Origin of the sequence: Nitrobacter sp. (assembly GCF_051535215.1) — a bacterium.
Lineage (GTDB): Bacteria > Pseudomonadota > Alphaproteobacteria > Rhizobiales > Xanthobacteraceae > Nitrobacter.
This window is the reverse complement of record NZ_JBPPLY010000001.1, coordinates 399,707-416,449: the sequence shown is the minus strand read 5'-3', so window position 1 is coordinate 416,449 and position 16,743 is coordinate 399,707. Positions and strand designations below refer to the sequence as shown.

The 16,743-nt window shown below is 60.6% G+C and carries 13 protein-coding genes and 3 pseudogenes; 6 read left to right on the top strand and 10 right to left on the bottom strand.

Annotated features, from left to right (window positions below; all coding sequences use genetic code 11):
- The first annotated feature begins 162 nt into the window (after positions 1–162).
- Entirely contained in the window at positions 163–3,570 is a 3,408-nt protein-coding gene (locus tag ACS3WB_RS01950; protein WP_438273871.1) for an autotransporter outer membrane beta-barrel domain-containing protein, read from the top strand.
- Between the two features lie 223 nt (positions 3,571–3,793).
- On the opposite strand, the gene ACS3WB_RS01945 is transcribed toward ACS3WB_RS01950, so the two are convergent.
- The 7 genes and pseudogenes from ACS3WB_RS01945 to ACS3WB_RS01915 form a co-directional block, all read right to left on the bottom strand.
- Positions 3,794–4,288: a tyrosine-type recombinase/integrase gene (locus tag ACS3WB_RS01945; RefSeq protein WP_438274021.1), complete on the bottom strand. Its 495-nt coding sequence runs from the start codon at positions 4,286–4,288 to the stop codon at positions 3,794–3,796.
- A 133-nt stretch (positions 4,289–4,421) separates the two neighbouring features.
- Positions 4,422–4,697, bottom strand: a pseudogene (locus tag ACS3WB_RS01940) (site-specific integrase); the annotation flags it as partial.
- Complete coding sequence (locus ACS3WB_RS01935) at positions 4,690–5,634, bottom strand: tyrosine-type recombinase/integrase (RefSeq protein WP_438273870.1); 945 nt, start codon at positions 5,632–5,634, stop codon at positions 4,690–4,692. The pseudogene ACS3WB_RS01940 and the gene ACS3WB_RS01935, both read right to left, overlap by 8 nt.
- Positions 5,631–6,569 carry a tyrosine-type recombinase/integrase gene (locus ACS3WB_RS01930; RefSeq protein WP_438273869.1) on the bottom strand — a complete coding sequence of 313 codons (939 nt, stop codon included), beginning with the start codon at positions 6,567–6,569 and terminating at the stop codon, positions 5,631–5,633. Before ACS3WB_RS01930 ends, ACS3WB_RS01935 begins: the two co-directional genes overlap by 4 nt.
- A gap of 362 nt (positions 6,570–6,931) precedes the next feature.
- Positions 6,932–7,114: pseudogene (locus tag ACS3WB_RS01925) on the bottom strand (alpha/beta hydrolase); the annotation flags it as partial.
- 79 nt (positions 7,115–7,193) lie between these two features.
- Positions 7,194–7,430, bottom strand: a complete 237-nt coding sequence (locus tag ACS3WB_RS01920) for a hypothetical protein (protein ID WP_438273868.1) — start codon at positions 7,428–7,430, stop codon at positions 7,194–7,196.
- A complete protein-coding gene (locus ACS3WB_RS01915) occupies positions 7,387–8,052 on the bottom strand; it encodes an alpha/beta hydrolase (protein ID WP_438273867.1) in 666 nt (221 codons plus the stop codon). The genes ACS3WB_RS01920 and ACS3WB_RS01915 overlap by 44 nt, the downstream gene beginning before the upstream one ends.
- Positions 8,053–8,219: 167 nt before the next feature.
- Between ACS3WB_RS01915 and ACS3WB_RS01910 the strand changes: the two are divergent.
- A pseudogene (locus tag ACS3WB_RS01910) lies at positions 8,220–8,333 on the top strand (LysR family transcriptional regulator); the annotation flags it as partial.
- A gap of 11 nt (positions 8,334–8,344) precedes the next feature.
- Here the strand turns inward: ACS3WB_RS01910 and ACS3WB_RS01905 are convergent.
- The 3 genes from ACS3WB_RS01905 to ACS3WB_RS01895 form a co-directional block, all read right to left on the bottom strand.
- The gene (locus ACS3WB_RS01905) at positions 8,345–10,039 is read right to left on the bottom strand and encodes a hypothetical protein (protein WP_438273866.1); all 1,695 of its coding nucleotides are present in this window, start codon (positions 10,037–10,039) and stop codon (positions 8,345–8,347) included.
- Between the two features lie 824 nt (positions 10,040–10,863).
- Positions 10,864–11,472 (bottom strand): hypothetical protein, encoded by a 609-nt coding sequence (locus ACS3WB_RS01900; RefSeq protein WP_438273865.1) that lies wholly within the window; start codon positions 11,470–11,472, stop codon positions 10,864–10,866.
- Positions 11,473–11,483: 11 nt separating this feature from the next.
- Positions 11,484–12,137 carry an HIT family protein gene (locus tag ACS3WB_RS01895; RefSeq protein ID WP_438273864.1) on the bottom strand — a complete coding sequence of 218 codons (654 nt, stop codon included), beginning with the start codon at positions 12,135–12,137 and terminating at the stop codon, positions 11,484–11,486.
- A gap of 982 nt (positions 12,138–13,119) precedes the next feature.
- Between ACS3WB_RS01895 and ACS3WB_RS01890 the strand changes: the two genes are divergently transcribed.
- The 4 genes from ACS3WB_RS01890 (at position 13,120) to ACS3WB_RS01875 (ending at position 16,738) form a co-directional block, all read left to right on the top strand.
- Entirely contained in the window at positions 13,120–14,487 is a 1,368-nt protein-coding gene (locus ACS3WB_RS01890) for a tyrosine-type recombinase/integrase (protein WP_438273863.1), read from the top strand.
- A gap of 186 nt (positions 14,488–14,673) precedes the next feature.
- Positions 14,674–14,979, top strand: a complete 306-nt coding sequence (locus tag ACS3WB_RS01885; protein ID WP_438273862.1) for a DUF1778 domain-containing protein — start codon at positions 14,674–14,676, stop codon at positions 14,977–14,979.
- Between the two features lie 23 nt (positions 14,980–15,002).
- Positions 15,003–15,503, top strand: a complete 501-nt coding sequence (locus tag ACS3WB_RS01880) for a GNAT family N-acetyltransferase (RefSeq protein ID WP_438273861.1) — start codon at positions 15,003–15,005, stop codon at positions 15,501–15,503.
- A gap of 461 nt (positions 15,504–15,964) precedes the next feature.
- Entirely contained in the window at positions 15,965–16,738 is a 774-nt protein-coding gene (locus ACS3WB_RS01875) for an HNH endonuclease signature motif containing protein (RefSeq protein ID WP_438273860.1), read from the top strand.
- Positions 16,739–16,743 lie beyond the last annotated feature (5 nt).

The window sequence follows — 16,743 nt, the reverse complement described above, 5'->3', positions numbered from 1 at the left end:
GGGGGATGCACGCGCACAAGGCGGGCAGCGGCGGTTCTAGCGGGATGAGAGACAGTGATCAGGACTGGAGTGGGCAACGCTGCGCTCGGGTCGTACCGAACGCGTGCAGAACCGAAATCGCCGCATGAGCATGCCGCGAACCGGCGAAACCGCCGACTCTCGATGTTTCTTGCCAGCACCAGCCTGACGATGGTGCTCGCGATTGCTGCGCCGCAAAGCACCCTCGCTGATCCGCAAGGTGGCAGCGGCGGCGGCCTCAATGGATGGGGCATTCTTCCCGGTGGCGGCGGCGGAGGTTACCCCACCAGCCTAGGCGGCAACGGAGTTTCCAACGGCGGAAACGGCACCCCCGGCGCGGGCGGGGGCGGCGGCGTGCCATTCGGGGCTGCCGGTACCGGTGGTCACGGAACGGCCGGCTATCTGGGCGCCGGCGGTAACGGCGGAGCCGGTGGCAACAGTTTCGACTACACCGCCAATACGGCGCCGACCGCCGGCAGCAACGGTGGCGACGGCGGCGACGATCAACTCGGCGGCGGAGGCGGCGGCGGCGGTGCCGGCGGCTACACCTACGTCACGGGCAACACCAATGTCACCGGGCCCGCTCTCGCCGGCGGCAAGGGCGGCAACGGCGGTACCGGTGGTGACAATGATGCCAACCTGGGAGGCGGTCAGGGTGGCAATGGCGGGGGTGGCGGCAGCGGCGGCGCCGGCCTCGTGGTGTCTGGCAGTTCGCCGACCGTTACGATCATGACGAGCGTGACCGGAGGCGCAGGCGGCGCAGGCGGCGCCGCCGGCCACAATGAACCCCGTTTCAGCAATTCCGGCGGATCGGGCGGTGTCGGCGGCAGCGGCGTCGATGCGCTCACCGGCTCCACAATCAATATCGGCGCCGGTGGGTCAGCCATCGGCGGCGCAGGTGGCGCCGGAGGAGCGAGGGCCGGCGACGGCAACAACAACACCGCAGGCGCCGACGGCCACGGCGGCGCCGGTATCCGCGGCAGCAATCTCACGGTCAACCTGACCGGAAACGCCACGGTCAGCGGTGGGCAAGCCGGCGGCGGCGGCGCGCAATATTTCGCACTTCAATTTACCGGCGGGTCGAACCAGCTCTCCGTCGCGCCGACCGCAACGATCAATGGTGGAATCGATATCACCGGCAGCCTCACGATGGACCAGCCATCGGGCTCCGTCACCCTCAACAACGTCATCAGCGGCACCGGCAGCTTCATCAAGCAGGGCGGCAACGCGCTGACGCTGGGCGGCAACAACACCTACCAGGGCGGCACCAGCCTGTTCGGCGGCGTCCTCTCCGTCTCGGCCGACGCCAATCTCGGCGCAGCAGGCAGCGGACTGACCTTCAACAACGGCACGCTGGATACCACGGCGAGCTTTAACAGCAACCGGACGATCACGCTCGACGGAGCGGGGGCGATCGGCGTCGATATCGCGAACACGCTGGGGCTGAACGGCCCGATCGGCGGCATCGGCACGCTGATCAAGTACGGCGCAGGCACGCTGACCCTCGGTGGCGTCAACAGCTATGGCGGCGGCACGACGGTGACGGCCGGCACCCTGATTGGCAATACCTCCTCGATCAAGGGCGACATCGCCAATGCCGGCACGGTGGTTTTCGACCAGACCGGCAATGACAGCTTCGCGGGCAACATCGCCGACTATAACGGCACCAACGGCACCATGACGAAGCGCGGCGCGGGAGAATTGACGCTCGCCGGAACGTCATCGCTGAACTGGACAATCGAGGCTGGCGGGCTGGTCGCGGCCAGCGACCGCTTTGGCGGCAACGCGGCGATCGGCCCCGGCACATCCCTGACGTTCGACCAGACCACCGACGGTACCTATGCCGGGGTGCTGTCCGGAAGCGGAAACTTCGTCAAGACAGGCAGCGGTGCGGCGCTCCTGACCGGAAACTCCTCCGGCTTCTCGGGCACGACAAATGTGTCGAACGGCAGCTTGCTGGTGGGCGATGCGGGCGGCAACGGCAAGCTCGGCGGCGTCATCAATGTCGCCAGCAACGCGATACTGGGCGGCACGGGCGATCTCGGCTCAGTGGGTTCGGCCGTCACCATTAACGCCGGGGGCGTTCACGCGCCGGGCAGTTCGCAAGCCGTCCTGGGCGACTATGTCAATCACGGCACGCTCCGGATCGCAGCAGGGCCGACCGCTGCCAACAAGGTCGTCGCCGCAGGCGGTGTCGACATCACCGGCGCGACGCTCGACCTCGTGCTGTCTCCCGCCAACGCGGCAGGCTGGAATGCCTTCAACGGGCCCTTCACGATCATCGACAAGCGGAGCGCCGGCGTCGTCACCGGCACCTTCAACCCGGTCACAAAGAACCTGCTCTTTCTCGATACGCGCGTGGCTTATGACGGCGGCGACGGCAACGACGTCACGCTGCAACTGATCCGCAACGACCTCTCCTTCGGCAGCGTCGGGCGGACCCGCAACCAGCGCGCCACCGGCGCCGCCATCGCTACGCTTGGCAGCGGCAACCTTCTCTGGCGCACGATCGCGCTGAACGGCGACCCGAACAGCGTGCGCGCGAGCTTCGATGCGCTCTCCGGCGAGATCCATGCCTCGGCCAAGACAGCGCTGATCGAGGACAGCCGCTTCGTGCGCAATGCCATCAACGACCGCATCCGCGCGGCCTTCGACGCGCCCGGCGCCTCGCATGCGCCGGCGCTGGCCTATGCATCCATGGATGCGCCGATGGCCGTTTCGCCGGATCACGCCGGGCGGGTGTTCTGGAGCTACGGCTTCGGCTCATGGGGCTCCGTCGACAGCGACGGGAATGCGGCACCCCTCAAGCGCTCGACCGGCGGCCTGTTGATCGGGACCGACGGTTTCGTCGGCGACTGGCGTATCGGCCTCATGACCGGCTACAGCCACTCCCGCTTCAATGCATCGGACCGCTTCTCGTCGGGCGACAGCGACAATTATCATTTCGGCGCCTACGGCGGCACGCAATGGGGCAACCTCGCGTTCCGCTCCGGTCTCGCCTACACATGGCACGAACTCGACACCCGACGCGCCGTCGCCATTCCCGGATTCAGCGACAACCTCAGCACCCGCTACAACGCCGGCACTACGCAGATCTTTGGCGAACTTGGTTACGGCATGGCCGCGGCCGGGGCTCGGTTCGAACCGTTCGCCAATCTGGCCTATGTCAACCTGCACACCGGCGATTACGCCGAACGGGGAGGCACGACGGCTCTCACCGGCCGGAGCGATACCACCGGCGTCACCTTCACGACGGCAGGCTTGCGGGCGGAGACCGATCTTCCGCTCTGGAATACTCTCACCACACTGCGCGGCATGCTCGGTTGGCGCCATGCCTTCGGCGATACGATCCCGACGGTCACGCAGGCTTTCGCAGGATCGAACGCGTTCACCGTCGCAGGCGTTCCGATTGCAAAAGACAGCGCCGTTTTCGAGGCCGGACTTGATATCAATGTTTCTCCGAACGCCACGTTAGGCCTCGCCTATGAGGGCCAGTTCGCCTCCGGCGCGGACGATCAAGGCTTCAAGGCGAACCTGGCGGTGAAGTTCTGAGGCCGATCCGCCCTCGTGTGTCAATCGGCGTTGGAACGGAGCTCTTCATAATCGTCCAAAAGGGATTCCTTTGAACGGCGGCGAGCTTTGCTTGGTAGCGCTCGCAGCGTCGGAGCCGGCCAGGGTTGCGGAGATGGCGCGAGCGCCTAACACGCTGGGCTACCTTCAACGCCACCCGATTTGAACGCCGACAAGGGTGCAAAGCAGTCCTCGGCGACCTCCTCTAACGAGAGGCGGGCAAATGCGGCCAGCTCAAGCAAGCTTCAATTTTGTTGAAGTACTCCTCGCCTTTCCCAGCTAGCCACGCTCTGATCGTGTTGATGTCCACGCCAGCGCGAAGCAGATGTACGGCGCTCGTGTGCCTAATCGAATGCGGGCTGATGCGCTTGTTCTTCAACGAGGGCATTTTCTTCACGACCTGAGCGACGGTCCGCGACACCAGCGCGTAGATGCCGAAGCGCGTCATGGGCTGCCCGAGACGATTGAGAAAGACATGCTCGCCGGGGCTGCGATCCTGTACCAAACACTGCAGGACGCGGGCGGTTTGAGGCCATAGGGGGCACCGACGAGTTTTGGATCCTTTGCCGGTCAACTGAACGCAGTTGCCCTGAGCACCAGACAAATCGCCAACCTTGATCCGCGCGGGCACCGGTATTGTAGAGGAACAGGAGCATGGCGAAATCGCGCTGGCCTTGAGGCGTGCGGCGATCCGGTGCATTCAGCACCGCGTCCATCTCCGCCTTCTCAAGATAGGCCATGGTGGGATGCGCAACCTTCCTGAACGGCACCGCACGCACCGAGGAGCTCCAAGGTAGATATTCCGGACTGTGGCCGCCGATGAACTTGGCCAGCGAATGGATCGCGGCCAGACGCAGGTTGCGGGTGGCCCCGCCACAGCGCCGCTCCTTCTCAAGGTGCTCGAGGAACCGACGGATCAGCTTCGGTGACATCTGCTCTACCGACAGTCGATCGATGGGCGTATTGAGAGATTTGCCGAGGAACGGGAGCAACACGATCAAAGTATCCCGATAGCTGATCTGGGTGTTGCGCGCGAGGTTCCTCTCGGCAATCAGATGCTCGAGGAGAAAGCGACGAATCCATGGACCAAGCAAAGTGGTGTCACGCATGGGAGTGCTCCAGATCGGCGTAGCGTTCGAACCGCTGGTTCGCCTCATGTAAAAGTTCGGGAGTGATCGCGAGATAGTGCTGAAGGGAGCGCACGTCGACGTGCCCCAAGTAAGTGGCCAGCTTCGGCAGCAAATGCTGGACATCCTTCCCGGCGCGGTACCAAGCGAGCAGTTGGTGCTGGACGTGGGTGTGACGAAGATCGTGTAAGCGCGGCTGACTCTGGCCTTCAGCGTTACAAACGACGTTCGCGTGTTGTCGCAGCCGGCAAAACAATGCCTCGGTCCAGCCGGGGTACCAGCCCGTGCCGCGGTTCGTGGCAAAGAATGCCGAGGCAGTGCCGGCCGGCATCGGCAACTGCCGGGTGCGGCATCGCGCATAGACGCTCAGCGCCTCCGTGAGCTTGGGCCCGATCGGGACGAGGCGCGACTTGAAGAACTTGGTATTGCGCACCGTGATCACCCGCTCGAGTCGATCGACATCCGCGACGGTCAGCGCCACGGCTTCGCCGATCATGCCGGTGCCGTACAGCAGAAGCAACAGAGTCCGATATCCCAACGCCTGCAGTGGCACACGAGGCCGATGCAAGACTTCCGTGGCCGCCACGAGTCGCCGCACCTCGGTCGTCGAATAGATATAGGGAGAGCGCAGCGGCGGAAACTGGGGATCGTTCTCAGGTAACGGTACGGTTGTGGTGAGATGGCGCTCGAGCGCGAAGCGATAAAAGCTGCGCAAGACAGACACCTTCTGCTTCCACGCATGCGTGATGGGACCGCTTCCGCAAATAAAAGCGAGCACCGCAGCCGGTCTGACGGCCTCCATGTCCGGATCGCCCATGACACGGCAGAAGGCGATCAGCTCGCTCCCCTCGGACTGCATGCGCATGCCCAGGGAGCGTTTGAACTGCAGATAGGTCTCGACGGCATGCTGTAGCTTCATGGCAGCTCCCCCAGATCGAAGGCAGCCACCTCGCGTAATCCGGTGAGGTCTACTTTGGCGTAGATACGCGTTGAGCGGGTGCTGCGGTGTCCCAGGTGATCGCCAATCTCCTTCAATGACAGCCCTTCGGCGACCAGCCGCGTCGCGCAGGCATGGCGCAGGCTGTGCGGGCCGTAATGAGCCGTGCGCACGCCGAGTGAGTGCAGACGCTTGGATACCATGTCGTAGAGCGCCTGTGTGCTCATGGGTCGATACGGTGGAGCGAGGCTCAAGAAAACCTCACGGTGAACGCTGGGCCGCTGCCGTACACGCTTCAAATAGGCAAGCAACGCATCGTTGAACGAAGCGATCATCGGATAGTCCTGCGGGCCACGGCGCTTGACGCGCCGGACCCGCAGCAGTTCGCGATCCCAATCCCGATGCTCGAGTTGCAGCCCGGCGACCTCGCTTGAACGCAGACCGTAGACAGCCATTAGCATCAAAATGGCGCGATCTCGGATGTCCTTTGAAACGTTCCCCTTCAGGCTCGAGAACAAACGGCCGACGTCTTGCCAATCCACGCCGGTTGGCAGGTCCTCCATCGCATAGATCCGTGGCGCCTGAATCGCTATCGATAGATCGCACCGTAACCAGCCTTGTTCGGTGAGGAAGCGAAAGAACATGCGCAGGATCTTTGCGACGCTGTTGATCGTCCGGCGACACCAGCGTCGCCGGCTCTGCGCGACGATGTATGCATCGACGTCATCGATCGTGATGTCCTTGACACCATGGCCGCGTGCGGCGCACCAAGTCAAAAAGCACGTCAGATGCCAGCGGCTCTGCTGAACCGTCGCTGGCGTAAATCCGCGCTCATCGAGAGCCCATCGGCAATACGCTTCGAACTGCAAGAAGGTGTTGGCACCGCGCTGCGCGCGGGGAATCAATCGCTCGGTCATGACGGAAACCTCCGTTGAAAACGTCAAGGACCGCCGCAGCACGAGCCGCAATTTATGTGTTGTCAATCAAGCCAAACTCCCCGGATTTACAGGTCTCCCGTCTTCAACAGGCATAAGAGAAAGCACCACATATCCGCGAAAGGTCGGAGAGTTTTCTTGTGCCGCGCGAGGGCGGAGCCATGAGCAACAATGCTGGCGGGAGCTTTTAGCGGGCGCCGGAGAATGAACCGGTCAAGATGCTGGAAATCAGAAAACCGTACAACCTGATCTCCATATTTCCTGAAAGGCGGCGGACATGAGCACGGTGATACGAGAGAAGGAAGGAATGTCACTCCGACGAAGCTTGATCCATTGTTCGTTGGACCTGCGCTCGCGCCTTGCGTGGAAGCATCGAACGCGAGGCACACGTAGCTCAGTTCGGCTAGTTTCGAGGCGTAGATCGCCGCCGTCTGCTCCTTGCAGGAACTGATCGGGAGCGCCACGACGATGGCCGGATATGTCTTCGATTCATCGAAGCTCGCAGGTACGTGCAGGTTGGCCGCCATATCTCAGATCTTGTTCTTGAAAGTAACGGTCTTCATTTCCGCGGGCCTTTCCGTTCTGCTTGAGAGGGCCGCCCAGACGTCATATCTGGGCGGCACGGCACTTGTGCTCAGAGCTTGGCTTGAAGGGGCCGAGCTTCGACATGGCCTCGCTCACTAGATCCGGCTTGTCATACAGGCCGACATGCGTTCCGCCCGGAACGATGTGCAGATGCTTGTCCTTGCTGGCGGCGCGGCGGAACAGGTCTTCGGTGATCCAGCGCGTACCCGCGTCCTCACCTGCGACAATCTGGATCGGCTGATTCAGGAACAGGTCCACCAGATGGAAGGCATCGAAGGTGACGAGTTGCATCAGGCTGCGCGTTGGAGCGATGCTCGGCGAGGTGGAGCAGTGCGCGCGGAGTGCAGTAATACTCGACCGCCTCGGCCAGATCGACATTCGGGGCTTCTTCCGCCTTCTGTGGCACGATCGGATAGTAGCCGGTTTCCGCGCCATTGGCCTCATTGGTGCGGGCCTGCACGGCGTTGTCCAGCATCGCGAATGCTCCGCTCAGGTCGTCGCGTCCTTCCCAGCCATTGCGCAGGATCGCGCCGTAATTGGTGGCGCTGACGGCGCCCACCGCCTTGATGCGACGATCGCCGAGTGCGGTGGTCACGGTATAGGCGCCGCCAGCGCAGATGCCCATGGCGCCGATGCGCTCGCGATCGACATACGGCAGCGTTGTTAGATAATCGATCGCGGCGCTGATATCCTTGACACGGGCATAGGGGTTTTCGAGCTGACGCGGCTCACCGCCGCTCTCGCCCTGATAGGACGCATCGAAGGCAATGGCGACAAAGCCCTCCGCCGCGAGCTTGCTGGCATAGATGCCCGCCTTCTGCTTCTTCACGCCACCGGCAGGATGGATGACGACGATGGCCGGATAAGTCTTTTTTATCAAAGCCGGCAGGGACCTGCAGGTTCGCGGCCATCTCGATCGCGGCGTTCTTGAACTTTACGGATTGCATGTTCGGCCTCCCTTCGCATTCGGTTGACCGGATATAGCGCTCGCCTCGGTTTTCGATTAGATTGGTTAATCCGATATGCCATGATTAGCTGGACTTATGAATGGCGAACGAGAATCTTCGTGATCTGAACGCCTTCGTCGTGGTCGCAGAAGAGTGCAGCTTCACCCGCGCCACGGCTCGGCCATCCGCCAGCAGAACGCTCATTTGTTCGACGGGCTACGAAAGTTATTGATGCGCGCTCCCATCGAAAAGATTGAGCTGTGAATCGGGAAGATCCTCCTCGCGGTGCGGATCACTCGCTATCAACCGCACACCGGTGCCGTCGAGCGCAATAGCCACATTGATCGGGCGGCCATCAACCAAAAGCTCGACCTCAGTAGTGTCGAACGACAGCAATTTGGAGAAGGAGATCAAGGCACTCGATCCTTCGACCGCGACAACGCCGAGATCGCGCAACGAGATCGAGGACTGCCGATCCCCGCCCACACCCGGTATCGTCCCCCGATCTGGCATCGGCCTCGCTGTCTCAAGAAGAACGGTCTGCTGCTCGAACCCACCGCGTTTCTCGCGTTTCTCAAGCGCCGTCGCGAGCAGATTGTCCCACTCAACACCGTTGGTCACCGCGAGGCCGCGCACTACTTCGAGAACATCGGCAAGCTCTTCAGTTTTTTGCGCAGGCGCACGCGCAGCATTAAGCTCAAGCCCCTCCTCGAAAAGTTTCCCGATCAGCGCAACCGAGGCTTCACCCGGCAACAGACGCGCGAAGGTGACGCGCTCGCCTTTCGCCTGAATATTCTGCGGAATAGCGTCGCGAACCACCTTGTAATGGCGATGCCGGCCACGGACGCGCGGATATTTAGGCTGCGGCACAAGCACGACGATGCCCGCACTGCGTAAGCGGTAATAAGCGTGACCGAGGATCGAACCGTCAAGCTCGACCGGCAGGCTTCGAACGCTAGCAATCGCGATTACCCGATCGAGAAAAGTATCGTCCTCACGGACCAGTTCAACATCGGGCGCAACCTGGATGATGACTCGGCTGGTATCGCGATCGAGCGCGTCAAGATCAGCAAGGTTGCGCGCGGCTTTCGTCGGCAGTGCGGGCCGCGCGGCAGACTCGAATCCAGCATACTCCTTTGAGCGAAACCAAGGTAGATGCTCGCCCATACCCAACTCATCGGGCAGATCGCAGAACCACATAATCTGGGCGCGATCCTTGATCTTTCGGGCTACCGCCACGGTTTCGAGCGCGAGATGGCGCAAGGCCTCACGCGACAACACGCGGTCGCGGCCATATTGGCGCGCAATCCCGACATAGCGCCAGCTGCCATCATCCTGTTCCTGCAGGAAATCGGGCTTGAAACGGACCTGTGCGGCCAGTTCCTCCCCACTCCGTGCATCAACCTGCAACGTGTCATGTGGCAGGAATTGCAGGCCGTCGGGCAGTCCCCACAGGCAGTCGATCTGCACGAAGTCGTCACCAAGCGAATAATAGGTCCAAGCGGCAGCCCGCGCCGGAATATAGCGATGCAGGATGATCGCTATCTCGTTGGCGGCAGCCCCCTTGGCGACCATCGCCTTCAGCGTCTTGCGGACCCAGTCGGTGGCCGTAGCGCCGTCGACGGTATGCGTGCGCGGCAGGTTGAAGGTTCGAACCGCCGCGTTGAAGCAATCGGTACGCAGAACTGCCCGTCCGCCGGTGAGCGCATCTATCTCCTTGGCGATCCGCGCGGCACCGCCGCAGCTTCCAAGGACGGCCTCGAGCTTATCGCCGGTAGCGAAGAAGAGGCGATGGTGCGGCGGCTCGGCGCCAGTCCAGAAATCTCGGACATTGCGGAGTTTGCGCCAAGGCGAGTCGTTTTGAACGCGGTAGAGAGAGAAGATTGTCCCGGCCGAAATCGGGTCCGGCACCGGCATCACCGTGCGGGCCGCGGGCATGATATGCGGATTGACGCCCGAAGAGGTCGGGCTTTCCTGATCGAGCTGGACGATCCACAGTCGTCCGTTGGCGGCGCACCACTCAATATGTGAGCGGCCGTCAATCCGCAGATTGATCCAGTGACAGGCACTCCGCAGCGCCGGGCTAATATCGCGCTGCGAACTGAGTGCGAGAGGCGCCATTTCGGGTACAACTGCGAATTTAGAGTTCAGACCGCGGTCGGGAGCGAACGCGGGGGATTCGACTTGGAATTTCCACTGGTTGCGCGTGGCGCTGACATGGACTTCGTTGGAAACGTGACCCGCGAAATCGGGCGCCATATAGCGTTGTAGACAGATGCCCATGGCTGGGTGACGACCATGCGTTGTAAAGTGGCTGTAGATTTCCTCGATCGCGGTGACCAGCGTCATGAAGGGAGCGTCAGCGGTAAGCCGCACGGAGCGATAAAGGCCGCGATCGTCGAGACCTTCGCCGACTGCGCTCGACCGGACGATGACCGCATACGAAGAGTCGCCCGACAGTAAGGCTGCTGCCTGCTCTAGGTTGACGCCCTTGCGGCGCGCCCGCGTGACCCAGCCGGCGGGGTCAGTAATCCACTCGTCGGAAAGCCACGCCGGCAGCGCAACATAGGGTGGTACCCAGACTGGTGGGAGAATCTGCAACCCTGCAACCTTTGTTCCGTATTGCAGGATCGTCGAAAAGAAATCGAGTGATGGAGGGTCGCTTGCGGGTATCAGCGCCGGATGGACGAGCAGACCGACTGGCCGACGGCGCTGGCGTGCCTGGTTATCGATCGGCGTGCTGCTCATGCATCTCGCTGCCCGGCGCCGGGTATCGTGCCGGTGCTGCCCTTAGGATCATCGACCGTGCCGAACCATTTGTGTGCGAGTTTCTGGAGCGAAGCGAGGACATTGTCGGAGAAATAGCCGACCAGCCAGCCGGCCCCAGCCGCCCCATAAAAATTGGAAAAGAATTTTGCATCTATTAGCGACAGGATGCCCGAGGCGACAAGCATCGAAACGAATACTGCGACCGACCCGGAGAGGATTGGCACGATCAGGCGCCATAAGACGCGATCGCGATTCCACAGGCCCTTTGCGACCGAGTGGTAAAGCCATTTGAGTGCGAAGCAGGAGCCGCCAACTATGCCGCTGAAGCCCACGGACATCCACAACAGAAAATTGCGGTCCTTGGGATAATCGAACGGTATACCCAACAACGTCATGGTCTGGTGGTCCGCCGGCGACGGCGGGGCGACGTGATAGCCGATCCACGTCAGTCCAGCCGTACAGGCAAAGAGAATCAGAACGAGGTAGGAAAATTCGATACCGATCTGCACCCAGGCGGATCTGCCGTAACGACTTGCCCACTGACCGAACTGGCGATGATCGAGCCTATTGTCCGTCTCGATCACGCTCGCGGCTGCTACTCCTCCGCTGCCACCGTCTGCAACGGACGCAACATCGCCAGTGTCTCCCGAACCCGGTTCAGCTGCGGATAACTTCGGTAGTTCCATTGTGCCCCGATCCCCAGCTCGTCGGCAATCACCCGCCGAATCCACTGCGAAACCGGCTCTGTCACCGCACCAATCATAGTGCGACGATCAGCTCTGCTCCAGAGGGCGACATATTCGCCCTCGACGGGCAGCGTGTCGAGCGGCGGCTCGATCTCGCGCGCGTCGCGCCAGACAATCCCGGCTTCGGTGCGCGCGGTTGCCGCCGCAATCAGATCGAAGGGCAACGGTACGATGTGAAGGTGTGCCTGATCGACACCACAGCCGGTCAAACTGCCTACGGTACGACTACCATGCTCAAAGAAATAAATCTCTTGGCCACGCGGAACGAGCCAATCGGCAATACGGGTCGCGATTGCATCAAGTTCCTCGCGTTCTTCGGCGTCGGTTTGCGACAGATTGAGCATCGGTCGACGCGGCACGATCAACGTCCAGCCTGCAACCAGAGAGCCGGCCGACGGCACGGCTACGAACCGCTCGGTGCGTAGAATCTCACGATCCCAAAGCGCTTCCGACCGGGGCATCGAATCGTCCATGATCCACGCAAAACGCGTGTCGTCGCTCATGTTACCCGCTTCTCTCTCACCGCGCCGCAACCTAGATTTCCACATAATATGGGTCGCTTTACGAACAATAAAGATTTTATCGGGCCTCAGATACGATGGACTGTGGACGCATATCCACCCATCAGGGCAGCGTACACTTAGCTGGGCTGGGCATCCCTCAACCCTGGCGGGCTCGGAGCGCCAATATCGCCAGGGGCTATTGCTTCATGGATCGCCATACATGAGGTATGAGATGCCAGTCTGCGAGCGGCCAGACCTCGCCGACCTGGGATTAAGAGGCAGCCAAGTTTTATCCGTTCCCTCCAATCAAACAGCCATATCGTGAGAGAGGTTTCGCGCGCCTTAGGTGGCTAGGGCGTAGGGGCATAGTTCCATCATGCCCGACCTCCCATTCCTCGAAGGAAACAAACACGGCGTCCCTACTGCTGCCACTGCGGGTGGACGATTGGCTCTCCAGCGACGGCGCGCGATCCATCAAAGCGGGAGCGTCTTTTTCGCTTCCTTGAGCGGGAGTTTTTTCATGACCCCGTTCCTCTGCGGCTACCGTCCAATATACCACCATGAGCAAATAGCGCATGACATAGGCAAGCGAGCGGCGCAGAACTGCATCAATTGACCATCGTACCGACGTCTACATGCAGATGAAAAATCACGACCAGCGGCAAAATCTTCGGGAAACTTCCGCAGACCAAATCGCTTTTTAGTCTGCGGAGCGCGTGGCTGAAATCAAAAAATAGATTTTTTCAGTAACTTATATGGCGCGCCCGAAGAGATTCGAACTCCTGACCCCCAGATTCGTAGTTCAAAAAGCCCCTTACGAGGCATTATCCGGCAGCACTCCTAACTTTCCGAATGCACATATTTTTACTTGTAATTCAAGGTATTATCGCATATTCTCTTGTGGTGGCGTAGGGAGCCCGTTAGACACCCCATTCCGCCAAAACCGTTTCAAAAACCGTTTCAGAATCTCGGGAGCTCGCAAATGGCCGACATGCGTATCCCCTTGAACGATAAGACAATCGAGCGTTTGCCGCTGCCCGAAAAGGGACGCTACATTGTCCGAGATACCGACCAAAAGGGCTTCTTCCTGATGGTCGGAGCCCGAAAGAAGACCTTTATGGTCCAGGGCGACCTTCGCCAACAGGGCAAACGTGCCTCCACCATCCGCGTCGCGATTGGCGATTCTGAGCAGCTCTCGACCCGTGCGGCGCGTGCAGTGGCCAAGGAATATCTGATCCAAATTAGTCGCGGCATACATCCCAAGAGCGACGAGAAAGCCACGAAGGCATCGACGATTGCTGACCTCGCAAACGAGCAAAAGCCCGGCCCGGTCGGAATCACCCTCAAAGAGGCGTGGGCACGATACAAAATCGCAATGGAGCGCAAGAACCGGAGCGCGCGCACAATCGAGAGCTATCGCGATCACGTCGAGCGCATTTTCAAGGACTGGCTGGATACGCCTCTGAAGCAACTTGGCGACGATCCGGGTCAGGTCTCCGCCAAGCACGATGCCATCAGTGAGGAGAACGGACCCTACATCGCGAATGGCAGCATGCGCACCTTCCGCGCCATCTACAACCATGCCCGCAAGACCAATCGCGAACTACCCGCAGACAATCCCGTCGATAGCGTCGATTGGAATCACGAGAAGCGACGGGATACAGGGATGGGCGTCGCCGACTTGAAGGGCTGGTTCGTCGAGGCAGCGACACTCGACAATCCGATACGGCGCGAGTTTCATCTGTTCACCCTCCTCTCGGCATCGCGTCCAGCGGCCTTGAAAGAGGCTCGGCTCGAACATCTCGATCTGCGGCGCCGGGTTCTTCACATCCCGCGCCCGAAGGGAGGCGCCGATCGCGCCTTCGACATCCCGCTGTCCCGGCAGGCGATCAATTGCCTCATGCGCTCCATTCGGTTCGGCCGGCAGATGCACCCCTATGAGGCGAAAGACTGGCTGTTTCCTGCCGATGGCGCCGATGGTCATCTGGTCGAGCAGAAGGAAGATCGAGCGGTGCTGTCGAAGTGGGGCAACGAGCTACGCCAAACGTATCGCACTGTCGCAACCCCTGCGGGCGTCTCGGAACTCGACGCCCGCATGCTGATGAACCATTCGGTCCCCGGCGTGAATTCAGGGTACATCACGCGACATAAGCTGCTGGAGGATCATCTGCGCGCCCAACAGCAGGCGATCAGCAACACCATCTTTTCAGCACTCGGAAATACGTTGACGGCGCAACCGGAACTTCGCAACTGGCTAGGTCGCGGGGCCGCGCGACGGCAGGTTGCACGTGCGCGAGAGGCCTTCGAACAGCGCGAGGTAAAGGTTCCACGAGTCAGGAAGGCGGCATAGGCGCGACCCGCCCGATCGCTTCCGGTCCGATCCCGTCAACGTGACTTCGGGGATGAACACGGAACTGCCTCACGCTCAACCTGACCCATCCCGTGTCGCATTACCAGAATCGCCGCACGTTTAACTTGCAATGTTCGTCAATCAGACGTACATTTAAGCTATAAAACTGTTATCAGGTGAATTCTTATGTCAAACAATCAGGCCCGATCCCACCGGAACGTACCCGGCCGTGTCGAGCGGCTCGGGTTCCGGATTGATGAAGAAACCAAGGATCTCATCGAGCGCGCAGCTCATCTGTCGCAGCGCAAGGTGAGCGACTTCTGTGTCACTGCGCTCGCCGATACCGCACGCCGGACGATCGCCGAGCATGAGACGCTCGTGCTCTCGAACCGTGATCGCGAGGCTTTCTTCAACGCGCTGATGAACCCGTCCGAACCGAGCGAAAGACTCACGCGCGCGATCGCCGAGCACAGGCGTCGCATTCCTTCCTGAACATGACGGACTCTCGACCGGATTTGAGAATCGAGCCGTTCTCCGCCGATCATGATCGCGATGGCTTTTCATGCGGCGTCGACAGCCTCGACCGGTATCTGCGGACGCAGGCGAGTCAGGACGTGCGGCGCAAGGCGAATGGTGTCTTCATCCTTGTGGAGTCCGAGACGAACCGGACGGTGCTTGGTTATTACACGCTCTGCGCAACGGGCTTGCAACAGGGCGACGTACCGGCCGCTGCCCGCAAATATGTGCCACGCTATCCGTTGGTGAGCGCCACGTTGATCGGGCGTCTTGCGGTTTCGGCCACAAGGCAAGGAGAGCGTCTGGGAGGAATCCTTCTCGCCGACGCAGTGCAGCGAGCGTATGCGTCAGCCTCGACTGTTGGTTCGTCGATGCTCGTCGTTGACGCGATCAATGAGCGCGCCGCGGCCTTCTATGAGGGCAACGGCTTCGTGCGCCTGCCTGATTCCATGCGCCTGGTGCTACCCATGCACGTTATTGAGAAAATGCTGAAGGCTTGAGAGTTAGGGTTCGAAGCAGCCGCGCAGATGGTGTTTCGCCTTCTGAAATGCTGACTTCCGCATTTGCGGTTTTGCAGGGAAAAGCCTTCCCCTGGTCGGCACTGCGTTGCCGACACACCCCCTTCTGCGGGGAGACCCCCGCAACGCCCCCTAAGAGTGAGAGTGCAGGCCGGGTGTGCCGTGACGGGTTGGCGTGGATGTTGACGCGGACCCAGCAATGCAAGCTGTGGAAGCCGGCACCATCTTCCTCGCCGAACTCAGGGCTCTAACCACTAATAATTGAGACGCTCAACGAGAGAAACAACACCGACGGCTCTGCCTCAGTCACTGAGCGAGTACTTTACTCACACCAAGGGACTTAGGTTGCTAGGTTGCTTTCTGAACCACAAATTCGATTCGTCAATCGTTAGAGCCAGGCGGGCTCTTCCAGCCCAACTGTCAATGCAAGGCAACGGAACACAATGGCAGAACCGACGGCTAAGACCATAAAGCGATTATTCGCTCTTTCCGGAAACACCTGCGCATTCCCAAGATGCACGCTGTCAATCATCGAAACCGCGGGTAACGTCACTGGCGAAATTTGTCATATCGCCGCTCGCAGCCCCGGAGGCCCTCGCTACGATCCTTCACAATCTGACAAAGGCCGGAATGACTTTAGCAACCTCCTCCTCTTGTGCAGACGTCACCATAAGGTTGTCGATGGGGAGCCGCAGATCTATACGATTGATGTTCTGCAAGACATGAAGACCATTCACGAAAGGGCAGCCGGCCGAGCCGAGCAACCGGCCGATCTCATATTCGCAAAGCTCCTCTTGAACGACCTCAACCGGATTACGATCAGCCAGAACAGCGGCAATATCGCGATCAACAGTCCCGGCGCCATCCAAGCGCACCAAGTCCATGTGCGCACCACCCGTCGCTCACTCAGCATCAATGCACCACCCGGAACGATCGGCTCTGATAAGGAAACCACGCGCTACGTGCAATATCTAATCGACCGATACAATAAATTTGCCGGTGCAGATCGGATGCGCGCATCGAAATTCAGCTATGGCGCAATATCCAAGAACATTGAGAGTAATTTCGGCGCCCCTTGGCGGCTACTCCCAATCGAGAAGTTCAATGCAGTTTGCGAGTATCTGCAACAGCGGATTAAGCGAACGGTCATAGCCAAATCGAATGCCGCTAAGGGAATGCGCGCCTATTCCACCTATATGGAGTTCAACACGAGATAGGCTCT